This window comes from Bacillus sp. DC4300-2b2 (assembly GCF_049895685.1).
Taxonomy (GTDB): Bacteria; Bacillota; Bacilli; order Bacillales; family Bacillaceae; genus Bacillus; species Bacillus safensis.
Map to the genome: position 1 here is coordinate 232593 of NZ_JAFCSW010000003.1, position 15199 is coordinate 247791.

16 protein-coding genes are annotated in these 15199 nt (G+C 41.4%); all 16 read right to left on the reverse strand.

The features are described 5' to 3' along the window. Positions 1 to 9: 9 nt before the first annotated feature. The 16 genes from ACP69X_RS11055 to ACP69X_RS11130 all read right to left on the reverse strand — a co-directional run bounded on the left by ACP69X_RS11055 (position 10) and on the right by ACP69X_RS11130 (position 15192). Positions 10 to 1125, reverse strand: coding sequence for a prephenate dehydrogenase (locus tag ACP69X_RS11055; RefSeq protein WP_041085882.1), 1116 nt, complete (start codon positions 1123 to 1125; stop codon positions 10 to 12). A gap of 115 nt (positions 1126 to 1240) precedes the next feature. Beyond that, entirely contained in the window at positions 1241 to 2338 is a 1098-nt protein-coding gene (gene hisC, locus ACP69X_RS11060) for a histidinol-phosphate transaminase (protein WP_426052679.1), read from the reverse strand. 11 nt (positions 2339 to 2349) lie between these two features. Then, the gene (gene trpA / locus ACP69X_RS11065; RefSeq protein ID WP_426052680.1) at positions 2350 to 3153 is read right to left on the reverse strand and encodes a tryptophan synthase subunit alpha; all 804 of its coding nucleotides are present in this window, start codon (positions 3151 to 3153) and stop codon (positions 2350 to 2352) included. Then, a complete protein-coding gene (gene trpB, locus ACP69X_RS11070) occupies positions 3146 to 4348 on the reverse strand; it encodes a tryptophan synthase subunit beta (protein WP_073979675.1) in 1203 nt (400 codons plus the stop codon). The genes trpA and trpB overlap by 8 nt, the downstream gene beginning before the upstream one ends. Then, positions 4329 to 4997: a phosphoribosylanthranilate isomerase gene (locus ACP69X_RS11075; protein ID WP_423358470.1), complete on the reverse strand. Its 669-nt coding sequence runs from the start codon at positions 4995 to 4997 to the stop codon at positions 4329 to 4331. The genes trpB and ACP69X_RS11075 overlap by 20 nt, the downstream gene beginning before the upstream one ends. Further along, complete coding sequence (trpC, locus tag ACP69X_RS11080; RefSeq protein WP_041085893.1) at positions 4994 to 5746, reverse strand: indole-3-glycerol phosphate synthase TrpC; 753 nt, start codon at positions 5744 to 5746, stop codon at positions 4994 to 4996. The genes ACP69X_RS11075 and trpC overlap by 4 nt, the downstream gene beginning before the upstream one ends. Beyond that, the gene (trpD, locus tag ACP69X_RS11085) at positions 5739 to 6761 is read right to left on the reverse strand and encodes an anthranilate phosphoribosyltransferase (protein WP_059377969.1); all 1023 of its coding nucleotides are present in this window, start codon (positions 6759 to 6761) and stop codon (positions 5739 to 5741) included. Before trpD ends, trpC begins: the two co-directional genes overlap by 8 nt. Then, positions 6733 to 8280 (reverse strand): anthranilate synthase component I, encoded by a 1548-nt coding sequence (gene trpE, locus ACP69X_RS11090; RefSeq protein WP_041085897.1) that lies wholly within the window; start codon positions 8278 to 8280, stop codon positions 6733 to 6735. Before trpE ends, trpD begins: the two co-directional genes overlap by 29 nt. A 231-nt stretch (positions 8281 to 8511) precedes the next feature. Next, positions 8512 to 8895, reverse strand: coding sequence for a chorismate mutase (aroH, locus tag ACP69X_RS11095; RefSeq protein WP_024422804.1), 384 nt, complete (start codon positions 8893 to 8895; stop codon positions 8512 to 8514). Beyond that, the gene (aroB, locus tag ACP69X_RS11100; protein WP_426052681.1) at positions 8892 to 9983 is read right to left on the reverse strand and encodes a 3-dehydroquinate synthase; all 1092 of its coding nucleotides are present in this window, start codon (positions 9981 to 9983) and stop codon (positions 8892 to 8894) included. The genes aroH and aroB overlap by 4 nt, the downstream gene beginning before the upstream one ends. Next, a complete protein-coding gene (aroC, locus tag ACP69X_RS11105; RefSeq protein WP_024422806.1) occupies positions 9983 to 11155 on the reverse strand; it encodes a chorismate synthase in 1173 nt (390 codons plus the stop codon). The genes aroB and aroC overlap by 1 nt, the downstream gene beginning before the upstream one ends. Before the next feature lie 73 nt (positions 11156 to 11228). Then, on the reverse strand, positions 11229 to 12008 hold the full coding sequence (locus ACP69X_RS11110) for a CheR family methyltransferase (protein WP_075611568.1): 780 nt from the start codon (positions 12006 to 12008) through the stop codon (positions 11229 to 11231). A 145-nt stretch (positions 12009 to 12153) separates the two neighbouring features. Then, positions 12154 to 12600, reverse strand: a complete 447-nt coding sequence (ndk, locus tag ACP69X_RS11115) for a nucleoside-diphosphate kinase (protein WP_024422808.1) — start codon at positions 12598 to 12600, stop codon at positions 12154 to 12156. Positions 12601 to 12729: 129 nt separating this feature from the next. After that, positions 12730 to 13692, reverse strand: a complete 963-nt coding sequence (gene hepT, locus ACP69X_RS11120) for a heptaprenyl diphosphate synthase component II (protein ID WP_041085904.1) — start codon at positions 13690 to 13692, stop codon at positions 12730 to 12732. 24 nt (positions 13693 to 13716) lie between these two features. Then, positions 13717 to 14421, reverse strand: coding sequence for a demethylmenaquinone methyltransferase (locus ACP69X_RS11125; protein WP_024422810.1), 705 nt, complete (start codon positions 14419 to 14421; stop codon positions 13717 to 13719). Between the two features lie 3 nt (positions 14422 to 14424). Next, on the reverse strand, positions 14425 to 15192 hold the full coding sequence (locus ACP69X_RS11130) for a heptaprenyl diphosphate synthase component 1 (RefSeq protein ID WP_041085908.1): 768 nt from the start codon (positions 15190 to 15192) through the stop codon (positions 14425 to 14427). Positions 15193 to 15199: the final 7 nt, after the last annotated feature.

The following is a 15199-nucleotide window of genomic DNA, read 5'->3' on the forward strand; positions in this document are numbered from 1 at the left end:
TTTGTCACCTCAGTCAGCATAAAATGTATCGTAATTCGCTCTATTTTTTATACAGATTTCTGCACGCTTGCGGTCGTCATCTGTTTGAAAACTAATGCGTAAAATCCCATTAATGTCTTCCCGCGTCTCAATAATACGGATATTTGTAATACTAATGTTTTCACTTGCAAGATGCCCTGTAATCTCCGAAATGACCCCAGGGTGATCCGGAACATCGACATACAGATCATAAAAAGCAGGAATAGCTCCTTTTTTCCTTAGAGGAAGTCCATCGCGATATTCCTTTGCATCTTGAAAATAAGAGAACAATCCTTCAGCATCTTCATGCTGTACGAAGGTCTCAATGCGGTTAATCTCTTTTTTCCATTCATGAAAACGGTCTAAAATCTTGTGTTTATTGTGCAGCAGGATATCCCGCCACATTGCAGGATTGCTTGAAGCAATTCGTGTGATATCACGAAAGCCTCCAGCAGCAAACCGTTTAACAAGTGGGAATTGTTCTTCAAAATGATGCGCTTGATGCACAAGACTGGCTGCAACAATATGAGGAAAATGGCTAATGACACTTGTCACAGCATCATGTTCTTCTGGTGTCATCTCGATGAAATGAGCATTTGTCCCCTTTAACAAATCCATCAACCGATCAACAGCTTGACGGTTTGTTTCCTTTGCAGGCGTTAAAATGTAGAACGCATTTTCAAATAAAAAGTCTTTTGCTGCAATAACACCTGACTTATGAGAGCCTGCCATTGGATGGCCACCAATAAATTGGTAATGTTCAGGCAGCGCTTTTTCAGCAAAATGGACGACCTTTTGCTTTGTGCTGCCGACATCAGTGATTGTTAGCTCTCTTTCAATTCCAGAGTCTGCAATATCACTAAGCATCTTTACTGTTTGCTGGACAGGTGTTGCCAAAATAATGGTCGAAGATTCTTCTAATCCAGCCAGAAACGAATCAGCTGTTGCATCAATAATTCCCAGCTTTGTTGCAGCAACCATTTGCTCTTTGGAAACATCAAATCCTACAATTTTTTTATGAGGATACTCTTTTTTAATCGAGAGTGCAATGGACCCACCGATTAAACCGAGTCCAGCGATTAATATTGTTTCGTTTGCATCATTCATATTCATCACCTGATTTTTCGCGAAAATTAAACAACCTATTTCAACAGCTTATATGTATAGGAGGTTGGTACAATGAAAGCCATATCCTGCATTAGGATATGACTTTATGGTTATGCTACGCACGAATGCCTTGCAGTAAATCGGCAAGTGTACTTAGAATTTCTTCATTTTGCTCTTTTGTTCCGACGGTAATACGTAAAGAAGTCGGAAAACCAAGTGCTTTACCGGAACGAACAATGTAACCTTTTTTCAATAATGCATTGAACAATTCATCTGCATCTCGTTTAAAATCAATCAGCACAAAGTTTGTTTGAGATGGATAGATATATAGTCCAAAACGGTCAGCGAAATCTTGGTATTGCTTGAGACCTGCTTCATTTTTTTGTCTGCATGATTGAATAAAGTCTTGATCTTTTATCGCTGCACGCGCAGCTGCCTGAGCGATACGGCTAGTATTAAACGGTTCTCTCGCTGGTTCAATGGCAGTAATCAGCTCTTCTGACGCAATCCCGTAGCCTACTCGAAGCGCTGCAAGTCCATACGCTTTAGAAAACGTTCGAAGTACAATGACGTTTTGATAGGATTGTAATAAAGATAAACTGTCTGGAAAATCTTCCGCACGAACGTATTCAACATACGCTTCATCTAGTACAACAAGCACGTGAGCCGGCACTTCGTCTAAAAACGCCACAAGCTCAGATTCTGACAAATAATTTCCCGTCGGGTTATTTGGATTACATACCCAGACAACCTTCGTGTTTTCATCGATCGCATCCAGCATGCCCTTCAGATCGTGAGCTCCTCCGTCTAAAAGAGGCACTTCTCGAATTTCAGCATGTTCAATCACTGCATTGTGACGGTATTGCGGAAAAGATGGAGTTGGGATGACGGTATTTGTATGTTGATCAAGGAATGCTCTTGCAATAATTTGCACAAGTTCATCTGAGCCATTCCCGAAAATTAATTGTTTTTCACTTACTTGAAGAAATTCAGCCAGCTCCGTTCTTAAACTTGCGCTGTATCCATCTGGATAAATCGCTAAATGTTCGAGCTCGGCCTGTATCGCCTCTCTTGCATGTACGGAACATCCAAAAGGGTTTTCATTTGAAGCCAATTTCACAATTTTGTCTAATTGATATTCTTTTTTGACCTCTTCAATTGGTTTCCCAGGTTGATACGGTTTAAGCTGTTTTAATTGATCTTTGATTTGCAAAATGTTTCACCTCATTTGAATGAATAGAGGGGACTAAATGTTTTTGCATATGCTTCAAATTCTCTTAAAGCCTCTTGACGTGTATCACTTGCCAGCAATTGTTCTTGAAGCTCTTCAATTCTTTTCACAAGTGCACTGCCGACAACGACGCCGTCACTCAGTTTATTCATTGAGTCTACCTGCTCTCTTGTTGAGATGCCAAAACCGACCGCAACCGGTATGTGACTCAGCTGTTTCACTTGTTGAATAAAATCTGTAATTGACGCGTCAAAGGATTGTCTGACACCTGTTACACCAAGAGATGAAACACAATACACAAAACCTTCTGCCTGCTCTACAATGTTTACTAATCGTTCCTTGCTTGTTGGTGCAACGAGTGAAATATATGAAATGTCATGGGTTTGACAGTTCTTTTGCAGCTCGCTGCTCTCTTCAAACGGCAAGTCGGGTGTTAAGAGTCCCGAAATATGATTTTTGCGCAGTAAAGCGAAAAAGTATTCTGTGTCTAATTGTAACACAGGATTATAATACGTAAATAGAATTACAGGAATTTTTACACCGTTTTTTTTCATCTTCCCTGCTAATTCTATCGCTTTTACGATATTCATGCCATGATTTAGAGCTCTTTTGGAGGCTCTTTGAATGACAGGACCGTCCGCTAGTGGATCGGAATAAGGAACTCCGAGTTCAATCGCATGTGCACCGGCTGCTTGAAGGGAGATAGCTAAATCAATCGTGATGTCTTCTGACGGATCTCCTGCTGTGATAAATGGGATGAATAATTTTTCGCCTTGCTCTAATTGAAATCTAATCATTTTGTTTTCCCTCACTTTCAAGCACGTTCATTAATGTATGCACATCCTTATCGCCTCTTCCTGACAGGCAGACAAGAACGATTTCATCTTCATTCATCGTCTTGCTTACCTCAAACGCCTTGGCGAGCGCATGTGCAGATTCAATTGCTGGAAGTATACCTTCTTTTTCAGTCAGCAGTTTTAGGGCATCTAGTGCTTCTTGATCTGTCGCACTCACATATTGAACCCGTCCGCTCGCATGTAAATAGGCGTGCTCTGGTCCAATTCCCGGATAATCTAAACCAGCGGAAATCGAATATGGCTCAATAATCTGGCCAAATTCGTCTTGGATTAAATAGGTCAAAGACCCATGGATCACACCTTTGGTTCCTTTCGTGATGGTTGCAGCATGGAGCGGCGTATCGATTCCTTTTCCAGCTGCCTCTACCCCAATGATATCTACCTCTTCATCTAAAAATGCCCGGTACATTCCAATGGCATTACTTCCGCCTCCAACACAGGCAATGACTTTATGTGGAAGTCTTCCCTCTTTTTCAAGCAGCTGCTCTTTTGCTTCATCACCAATCATGCGCTGGAATTCGCTGACGATTTGAGGATACGGATGAGGGCCTACGACAGAGCCGATCATATAAAAATGATCACTGCAGTGCTGAACCCAATAGCGAATGGCTTCGTTCGTAGCATCTTTTAATGTGCCATTTCCGCTTGTGACAGGTATGACTTCAGCGCCAAGCAGTTTCATTCGGAAGACATTGAGTGATTGTCTTTCTACATCTTCTTTTCCCATAAATACCGTGCAGGATAACCCAAACTTTGCGGCTACCGTTGCAGCAGCTACTCCGTGCTGGCCTGCGCCTGTTTCCGCGATGATGTTTGATTTCCCCATTTTTTTCGCAAGTAAAGCCTGCCCAAGCGCATTGTTAATTTTATGAGCACCTGTGTGGTTTAAATCTTCTCTTTTTAAATAGATCTTTGCGCCGCCGAGATATGCTGATATTTGGTCAGCATATGTAAGCGCAGTTGGTCTGCCTGAATAGTTTCGAAGTAGTGATACATATTCTGCTTGAAAAGCAGGATCTTCTTTTAATTCACGAAATGCCTGTTCGATTTCTGCAAGTGGCTGCATGAGCGTTTCCGGGACAAATTTCCCTCCGAATTCTCCGTATCTGCCAATCTCATTTGGATATGCGTACATCATTTAACATCCTTTCTTCGAGCGCTTCGATCTTAGCGCTGCTTTTCTTTCCGTTTTCTTCTATTCCGCTTGAAAGATCGATCGCTTCTGGACCATAGGCGAGCAGACCTGCTATCGTTTCTGGTGTGATGCCGCCTGCAATTATGCAAGTTTTCTCCAGCCGCTTTGCATGCTTAACGTATAGAGGCACTGCCTCCCAAGCAAAAGCTGTTCCAGAGCCGCCCCTCATCCCTATTACTTTCGCATCAATGAGGAAGCCATCGACAACAGGTGCAAATGCCGTCATTTTTTCAAGCGTGCTTGTGACATCGGGCTCGTGGTGGAACACTTTCCAAACGACAGCCCCTGTTTGTTGTTTGATTTCTTTTGCGTCATCCTGCGTTTCATCTCCATGAAGCTGCACAATATCTAAAGGTACATGTTTTGTGATCTCGCACATTTTTTGGATCTTTTCATTTACAAATACACCAGCAATCTTTTTCTTACACTTTGTTTGGATGAGCCACTGTTTCACTTGATCTGGCTGGACTTGTCTTTTACTTGGAGCAAAAATAAATCCGATGGCATCTGCGTGAGATTTCGCAATACATTCCACATCTTCTTGTGATACTGCTCCGCAATATTTTACATAAGGCTTCATCCTGTTCATTCTCCAAACAATGTCTGAACGGCTTTTTCTTGTGATTGTTCTCTCATTAATGATTCTCCTACAAGGACTGCACCCGCTCCATGTTTCTTCACAAAGGTTAGATCATCAAATGTTTGAATACCGCTCTCACTCACTAGTAAAACCTCTTTTGGGACGAGGGGGGCAATCTCTTTTGTTTGTTCAACTGTTGTTGTAAATGTATTTAAATTCCGGTTATTTACTCCAATGATCTCAGGAGTGAACAACTTCAAAATATTTTCCAGTGTATCTGCTGCATGTACTTCGACAAGGACATCAAGGCCTTTCTCCTTTGCTTCAGCATAGAGCTCGTGCAGCTTTTGCGGCTCAAGTACTTCTCCAATTAATAAAATGGCATCTGCCCCTATACGTCTTGACTCTTCTACCTGTATGGAGTCAATGATGAAATCTTTTCTTAAAATTGGCCGATCTACGTGTTTTTTAATGAGGGATAAGTATTCGTTTTTTCCTTGAAAGAATGGTTCATCCGTTAAAACAGATAAGCAATCAGCGTTGGATTTTTCGTAAGCTTTTGCTGTTTGTAAAGGATCAAAATTTGGTTGAATGATTCCTTTGGAAGGAGACGCCTTTTTCACCTCAGCAATTAGACCAATTGAGCGATGAGGATTCATGAGTGCTTCTTTAAATGATCGTCTTTCAAAGTGCTCATCTACTGGTAACTGCAATGTTTGGATATGTTCTTTTTTGCGGGCAATGATTTGATTAAGCATAGATCTCTTCCTCTCTCGTTTTTTGTTTTAAACGAGCCAATTGCTCTTTGGCTGCGCCGTTTTTGATCGTTTCAATCGCTTTTAATGTTCCTGCCATGAGGTTTTCTGATTTCCCTGCGACATATAAAGCCGCTCCAGCATTCAGGGCTGTAATATGAAGCGGCGCCCCTACTGTTTGATGATTCAATATATTCTGAATCAATTTAGCACTCTCTTCCGGTGATTGGACCTGAATATCTGATAAATATCCTTTTTGCAGCCCAAAGTCTTCTGGATTGAGTGTATATTCTGTCATGACATCTTTTTTGAGTTCAATCACATATGAATTTGCTGTAATCGTTAATTCATCCAGCCCATCTTCTCCGCAAACAAACAGCACATGTTCTGGCTCTAATGGCGCAAGGGCTTTTGCCATTAATTTTGCCTTTTCCTTTGAGTAGACGCCGATGATTTGCTTTTTGGCTTGCATTGGATGGCAAAGCGGGCCTAATAGATTAAATACCGTCCGGAAGCCGAGCTGTTTGCGGACTGTGGCTACTTGTTTCATAGATGAATGATACAATGGTGCAAATAAAAAGCCCATGTTTTTCTCTTGTATTTGTCTTCTTGTTTCTTCTGGTGTGGATTGAATGTGAATTCCAAGACACTCTAGTACATCGGCACTCCCGCTTTTAGAAGAAACTGATCGATTTCCGTGTTTGGCGATTTTGGCTCCAGCAGCGGAAGCGACAATCGCAGCGGCAGTTGATATATTAAAGGTGGAGAGTCCATCGCCTCCTGTGCCGCAAGTATCAACAACATCAAGCGATCGTTCCATTGGTGCTGCATTTTGCCGCATGGCTTTCACAAAACCCGTCATTTCTTCAGCGGTTTCTCCTCTATGCGCTAAAATCGAGAGACTAGCAGCGACTTCAGCATCTGTTAAAAAGCCGCTCATCATATCATGCATGAGTTTATTTGCTTCATTTTCTGATAGAAATCCTCCATTAACAAGAGCTGATAGTCGGTGATTCATCCTGCACACTCTCCTTTTCTGAGAAAATATGTTCTGCAAGCTGAATGGCTTTCAGAAGTGCTCCTGCCTTGTTACAAGTCTCTTCCCATTCATTTTCTGGGACAGAATCAGCCACAATGCCGGCGCCTGCTTGTATAGAAGCGGTCTTATTTTTGACGCTCATCGTACGAATGGTAATACAGGAGTCGATATTGCCGTCGAATCCAATATAGGCAATACAGCCGCCATACGTTTCCCTTGGCTCAGGCTCCATTTCATTTAATAATTGCATCGCTCTTATTTTCGGGGCACCTGTTAATGTGCCTGCTGGGAATGCGGACATGAGCGCATCAACTGGATGTGTATCCCGCTTTAGCTTTCCTGTCACAATGGAGATGATGTGCATGACATGTGAAAAATTCACTACTTTTGTAAAGGTCGGTACGGATACACTGCCGTATTCTGCCACACGGCCTACATCATTTCTTGCAAGGTCCACTAACATGTAATGCTCCGCTTTTTCCTTTTCATCTTCAAGCAGCTCTCTTGCAAGCTCAGCATCCTCTTCTCTTGTTGTTCCTCGTTTTCTTGTGCCTGCAATAGGATGAATTTCTAGATGCCCGTTTTTGGCATGGATTAATCGTTCTGGCGAGCTGCCGACTAAATCACGATCTTTTAATTTCATAAAATACATATAAGGAGATGGATTCACAATCCGAAGCACTCGGTATAACTCAAATGAACTCACTGATACAGGGATATCAAATCGCTGCGAGAGTACGCCTTGGAAAATGTCACCCGCTCGAATGTATTCTTTGATTTTTTCTACGTCTTTTAAGAATTGCGCTTTTTCATAGGTTGACGTCACATGTTCAAAGGATGGCGGCTCATTTATATTCCCTGATAAAATCAGTTCTTTCATATCAATTTTTGTATGGAGCTTGTGAATCATCTGTTCAAGCTGTTTTTGTTTTTCTTTGTAAGCACGTATTTTTTCGTCTTCTGTTTCATTACCGGCAAGCTGGGTGTACTGGATAAAATGAACATGATTTGTTTCATGATCAAAGGCGATCATCGTTTGGCAGACAAATAATGTGCAATTTTCTGCCAGCGATGCGCTACGGTGAGGCCTGACAGAAGGTTCAATGTTTGGGATCAGATCGTAGCTTAAGTACCCAACAGCCCCGCCTGTAAATGGGATATCAATATCTGGCGTTTTGATTTGATATTGCTCTTTCATCCAATCCAGCAGTTCTTTCAGCTCTTGCTTTTGCATGACTTCTTGCCCCGCAGCGTCACGTGCAACGTATTTGTTTTGGTCATCATGTAAGGTTAAAAACGGGTGCAATCCAATGAAGGAATATCTCGACCAGCTGGAAGACTCATCTTTGCTTTCTAGCAAATACACAATATCTTGTTTGAGTTTTTCAACAATTTGAATCGGTGAAAGCGTATCGACTGTAATGGTTTCAACAATTGGAATCGTTTTGTAGGACTCACTGTCCTTTAAAAATTGGGTCAAGTTTGATTGGGAATTCATAAGCACACTCCTTAAATGGGATTAAGGAGAATGAGGGTACATATAGAGGGTTTGTATGAGTATACGAAATAAGCCTAAAAGAGGGTTGCTCTTTTAGGCAGTATGATTAAATAGAAGTATCGTATCTCTGCTCAACTCTACTCATCTCAACTACCCTAGTCTCATTCTCATCTTCTCTAAGCTTGCAATGCCGTTTACACCTGTGTGTAAACTTCGGCTGTTCATATCGTATTATAATTCCTTGTTTTTTGTCAACTGTAAATCAGGGCGAAGCGTCACAGCTTCTTCCAAGTACACATGCTGTATGTCTTCCTGCTTTGTATCTGTCTGGACAGTCATTAAGACACGAATACATTGCTTTAAACCGCCATCAATGTCCAGTTCTTGCATGCAAGTAACCGGTACATATGTCCATCCTTCAAACTGACGAAGTGCTTTTGCCGGAAAAACGGAGTGAATATCTTGTGTAGCTGAAATCAAGATCTGCACGACACGTTCTGGATCTACTTGGTTTCTTGAAATAATCGCTTCTAACAGCTGTTTTGTTTTGTTTAACACTTCAGTTTCTGTATCTTCTATCACAGTTGTAGCCCCACGTATCCCGCGAAACATCATAGACATCCCTCCTCCCGTTTCCATTCTTCGAGCCAGTAGTGCAGCTCATCTTTTGTGAAAGACTGCAAGGTGACGTCTCCAACCTGTTTTAATAAAACAAATTGAACACTGCCGCCTCTTGCTTTCTTATCACCAATCATCCGGTCAACAAATGTTTTCGTTGAAATCTCTTGTGTGACTTGTACAGGGAATCCAAGTTCTTCCATCCACTCTTTTAGTTCCAAACGATTAAGGCTGAGCCCCAGCTCTTTTTCGCTCACATACAGCGCAAACTGCATGCCTATTGCAATGGCATCTCCATGCGTGATGGCGCCGTATCCATACTCTGCTTCAATGGCATGCCCCAATGTATGGCCTAAATTCAAAAATGCACGCACGCCTTGTTCTTTTTCATCTTCTTGAACAATTGACGCTTTGACTTGAATGCCTTGATACAGCATATGTGCCAGCTCGCTCTTTGACAAATCCGTCAAAGAACGAATGGACATTAGTTCTGATAAAAAGTCTTCACTTGAAATCAGTGCATGTTTGATGACTTCTGCAAAGCCTGATCTTCGTTCAATTTGCGATAGGGTCTCAAGCATACTAGTATCATAGATCACAGCTTTCGGCTGATGAAACGCACCGATTAAATTTTTACCGAGCGGATGGTTGATCCCTGTTTTCCCGCCAACTGCACTATCATGTGCCAGCAGCGTCGTTGGAATTTGGATAAAGTCAATACCTCTCATATAAGTGGCAGCAGCAAATCCAGCCAAATCTCCAATCACGCCGCCTCCCAGCGCAATGATGCAGGAGGAACGATCAAGCTGAAATTGAATGGCTTTTGTATGAATATGTTCAAATTCGGCAAAGGATTTTGATTGCTCTCCGCTTGGCACAACCACTTTGTTCACAGGCCACTTCTGCTGAAGTAAACGAACCATCTCATCACCATAAATGGCATCAACAGCTGTATCTGTGACGATTAAGAGCTTCGTATAGGAATGCCCAGTGGAAGTTATCAAGTCGACGATATTGCGTTTAATCCCATCACCGATAAATACAGGATAAGTGGCTGAAGACGTCTTAACTTCCAGTGTTTTCATTAAAATTCCCTCTGAAGCTGGCGCATTTTTTCAACATTTTCTTTAATGCGGTCGATTTGGTCAAGACCAAACTGCTCCACAACTGCATTGGCAATTTCCCATGCCACAACTGCTTCTGCAACAACACTTGCGGCAGGAACAGCGCAGCTGTCAGAACGTTCAATACTTGCAGAGAAAGGTTCTTTTGTTTCAATGTCAACGCTTTGAAGCGGCTTATAAAGCGTTGGAATTGGTTTCATAACCCCTCTTACAACAATTGGCATACCAGTTGACATTCCGCCTTCAAGACCGCCTAGGCGGTTTGTTTTTCTCGTATAGCCCTTTTCTTCATCCCAGATGATTTCATCATGGACCTCACTGCCATTTTTAGAGGCTGCCTCGAAGCCAATACCGAATTCAACCCCTTTAAAAGCGTTGATACTAAGTACAGCGCCTGCAAGCTTGCTGTCCAATTTACGGTCGTAATGAACATAGCTGCCAACCCCAACCGGCATCCCTTCAACAATAACTTCAACAATTCCGCCAATTGAATCGCCGTTTTTCTTCGCTTCATCAATTGCATCCATCATTTTCTGACCTGCTTCACTGTCATAGCAGCGAACAGGTGATTCTTCTGTTACCTTTTGCAAATCTTCAATAGACTCGTATGCTGTATGAGCTGCTTTCACTCCGCCAATTTCAAGAACGTGGCCAGCTACTTTAATCCCTAGATGCGCCAAGATTTGTTTGGCAACTGCGCCTGCTGCTACGCGAACAGTTGTCTCGCGGGCTGATGAGCGCTCTAATACGTTTCTCATATCACGGTGTCCATATTTAATCGCACCATTTAAATCCGCATGTCCTGGTCTTGGACGAGAGATTTGACGCTTCATTTCACTTTCTTCTTCTTCCGTGATTGGCTCTGCCCCCATCACCTTTGTCCAATGCTTCCAGTCGTTATTTTCAACAACAAGTGCGATTGGAGAACCTAATGTTCTCCCGTGGCGAACGCCACTTAACACTTTTGCCTGGTCTTTTTCAATCTGCATTCTTCTTCCGCGGCCATGACCTTTCTGTCTTCTAGCCAATTCATAATTGATGTCATCCTGCTCTATGTAAAGTCCCGCTGGAACTCCTTCAATAATTGTGGTCAATTGTGGACCATGTGACTCACCTGCTGTTAAGTACCTCATAACTCAATCTCCCTTCATCGCATTAACGCTTTTAAGTAAAAATATAATAACACACTTGCTACTAAAAAGTCAGCTACATACCCTTCTTTTGATAAAAGAAAGTATCAGCAGATGTCAGTCCAAACTTTTCTGGGTGAAAAATTTGCTCTGTAGAACCAACAAATAATACGCCATTTTGTTTTAAACTACTGCTCATTTTCAAGTAAATTTCTTCTTTCGCCTCTTCAGTAAAATAAATCAGTACATTTCGGCAAACGATAAGGTCAAGCTGTTTTTCATATGGATCTGCTAAAAGGTTGTGCTTCTTAAATTGAATATGCTTTCGAACCTCATCCTTCACAGTGTAAAATGAGGAATCTTCTTTTGTGAAATATTTTTGCTTGATATGATCTGGTACCTCTTGCAGAGAGCGTTCATGATATCTGCCTTTTTGAGCTGACTGCAGAACTTTATCATCAATGTCAGTTGCAATAATTTGAAAGTCTTTCACAAGAGGATGGCTTGACAGCAGCATGGAGAGTGTATATGGCTCCTCTCCTGTCGAACATGCTGCACTCCAAATCTTTAAGGTGCCGCCATTTTTCGAGAGCAGCGGCAGGATTTTTTGATCAAGTACTTCCCAGCGCTGATAGTTTCGGTAAAATTCTGACACATTAATCGTCATGCGGTCCATCGTCTCATCTAATAGTGCTCTGTCCTTTTCAAGCGCGGCCGCGAATGCTTCGAAATCTTTAAATCCTTTTTTATCATAAAGTGATGTTAATCTTCGTTTCATTTGTGCTTCTTTATATAAATTCAGATCAACCCCGGTTAGTTTTTTCCATTTTCCAACAAATACTTGATATGAATCCATCAATGTCCTCTCCTGTCTCATCTATCTTTGTCCTAGTATAGCTGTTTTTATCGAAAATTTGTATCTTCTCATACGAAATTTCGTGTAGAAAGTTCAATATAAAAAAAGCCAAAGTGCTCATTGAATGAACACCTTGGCTTGAACCTTAATAAATCCAGCTTGAGATGGTTTGATCCCAGCTTGTGAGTTCTTCTTGTTTGAAGAATAAGTTAATTTCTCTTTCAGCACTTTCTGGTGAGTCTGACCCATGAATAATGTTTTTCCCAACAGTCAATCCATAGTCTCCTCTTATTGTTCCTGGAAGCGCTTCCTTTGGATTTGTTTTGCCGATAATTTGTCTTGTTACGTCTACTACCTGTTCACCTTGCCATACCATTGCAAATACAGGTCCTGACGTAATAAAGTCAACCAATTCCCCGAAAAATGGTTTTTCTTTATGCTCTCCGTAATGTGTTTCTGCTACTTCCTTTGGTATACTCATTAGTTTTGCACCAACAAGCTGAAGCCCCTTTTTTTCGAATCTTGACACAATGTCACCGATTAATTGTCTTTCCACACCATCAGGTTTGACCATAAGAAATGTTTTGTCCATATACGTTTTCCACCCCGTCGTTATGTATGTATAGGCTTACATTGTTACAAAGTGATCGTATCATTTTTTTTTATAATAATCAATTTTTGACAAAAAATTTCACAAAAAAACCAATCAACGTAACGTTGATTAGAATTTTCGTTTCCCAATATATTTTGCAATGGAGGCGAGTGACGTTCTCGCTCGTCCTCGAGGAAGCTTGTCGAGCTGTTCAAAAGCTTTTTTCAAATACATTTCACTCACTCGAATCGAGCGGTCGATCGCATCTGTTTGTTTGAGGCTTTCAATGACAGGCTTCAGCTGCTTCTCCGTCGTTTCACTATTGATCAGCTTCAATTGACCTTCTAGTGTCGGATTTTTCAGTGCATATAAAACTGGGAGTGTGACATTTCCTTGTAAAAGGTCTCCTCCAACAGGCTTGCCCAGCTCTTCTTCTGTTGATGTGAAATCAAGGACATCATCAATGATCTGATAAGACATGCCGACATAGTATCCAAACCAATAGAGGGCTTTATGTGTTTTTTCATCTGTACCTGCTGCAATAGCGCCTAATTGACAGCTGCCAGCAATAAGCAAGGCTGTTTTTCGTTTGATTCTTCTTAAATATGTACGCAGGTTCTGTTCCATATTATATTTATCTTTCACTTGCTCTATTTCACCAAGACAGAGCTCAACGACCATTTTTGACAAAATTTCATGTGCCATTGGGTGATTGATTTTTGTCATGTATTCAAGTGATCTCGCAAACATATAATCCCCTGTGTACATGGCAATTCTGTTATCCCATTTTGCCTTTATCGTTGGTTTGCCTCTTCTCAGCTCTGCATCATCAATGACATCATCGTGAACAAGTGATGCCATATGAATTAGCTCGAGGGCAACGGCAACATATTTTATTTTATTAATGTCATAGTCACCAAACATGCCTGAAAGGAGAACAAAAACGGGGCGGATTCGTTTTCCGCCCGCTTGCAGCAAATGAAGACCTGCTTCACTTAATAATGCATAATCAGAGCGAACTGTTTGTTCAAGCTCTTTTTCAATTATATCGATATCATGATTTAAAAAAGAGATCATTGCTTTTAGTTTCATTATCTTCACCCAAATATCGTTTATTCAAAGCTTCTTTCCGATATGTGTTGCTGCTACACCGCCTGTAAATGGATGATACGAGACATCAGACAACCCGGCCTCTTCGAACAGAGCCGCCAGCTCTTTCATGCCAGGGAATGTTTTGGCCGATTCTTGAAGCCATGAATACTCCTGATAACTTTTGGCAAACAGTTTACCAAAGAGCGGCATAATGTATTTGAAATAGATGTAGTAGCCCTGCTTAAAGCCGATCATCTCAGGCTGTGATGTCTCAAGACAGACAACCATTCCGCCAGGCTTCACTACTCTTGTCATTTCCTTTAGCACCGTTAAATAATCAGGGACGTTTCGAAGTCCAAAACCGATGGTGACATAATCAAATGAGTTGTCTTCAAAAGGGAGCTCCATCGCATTGCCGTGAAGCAATTCAATCTGTTTGTAGCCCCCAGTCTTCACCTTCGTTTCTCCAACACTCAGCATGTTTTTACTGAAATCAAGACCTTTGACCTCGCCTTTTTCTCCAACAGCATCTGCAAGCGCAATTGTCCAATCGGCTGTCCCGCAGCATACATCTAATGCTTTAGAGCCTTTTTGCACATTCATGAGCTTCATTGTTTTATCACGCCATTTTTTATGCTGTTTAAAGCTGATGACAGAGTTCATTTGATCATAGTTTTTATAAATTTTTTCAAATACACCGTGTACTCGCTGTTCTTTTGATTGCTGCATGACTTACCCTTCTTCCACTTTCTGATGGTACGCAGGCTCATTTTTCATATGATCCAAGCGATTTAATAGCTCTTTTTGAACGACCGGAGATGAAACAAGATGCTCCTTGATCGGCCGTTTGGCCTTTTCATAGCCTTCATTCTCAAAGTTGTCAAAACATGAATAGGCGTCCGTATAACTATCGTTCAAAAAAAGTTTTAAATGTTTGTCATTTTCTGCTTGTTTCATGAAACGTTTATAAACAAGAAAACGACTTGCAATCTCATTCCAATGCGTTAATTGAAAATGCTCAGAAATCCTTTGGAAAAGCGCAGATTCAACTGTAGCTACACTTTTGTAAAAGTGCGCTGCATCTTGAATGGACCGGTCATACAGTCTAATTTTATGTTCATTGATCTCTTTGATCGCCGTAGCAAGCGTGCGGATCATATATATGTCTTTCATGTCAGAGAGAAGAGAATAATAGAGACCGCTGAAATAGTCTCCTGCCAGGATGGTCAGCTGACGATTTTTGAATTCGTCTTGCTTGATGGCTGCAGCAGTTGTGACTTCGTCATGGGTATCAAGGGCAATTTGCACAAGCATCGCCGTTAAAATATAATTTTCTTTTTTCTCTGCATCAATTTGGGCTTCATCAAACATTGCATGAAAAAGAAGGAGCTTATCTTCATCGATGAGTGGTGCACGTAAATGCTTCGCCAAATAAGGATGAGAAAGCTTTTTATTTAATTTTATATTTAGATTAGATAAAATTCCGTAGATGTCTTGCAAAGATATC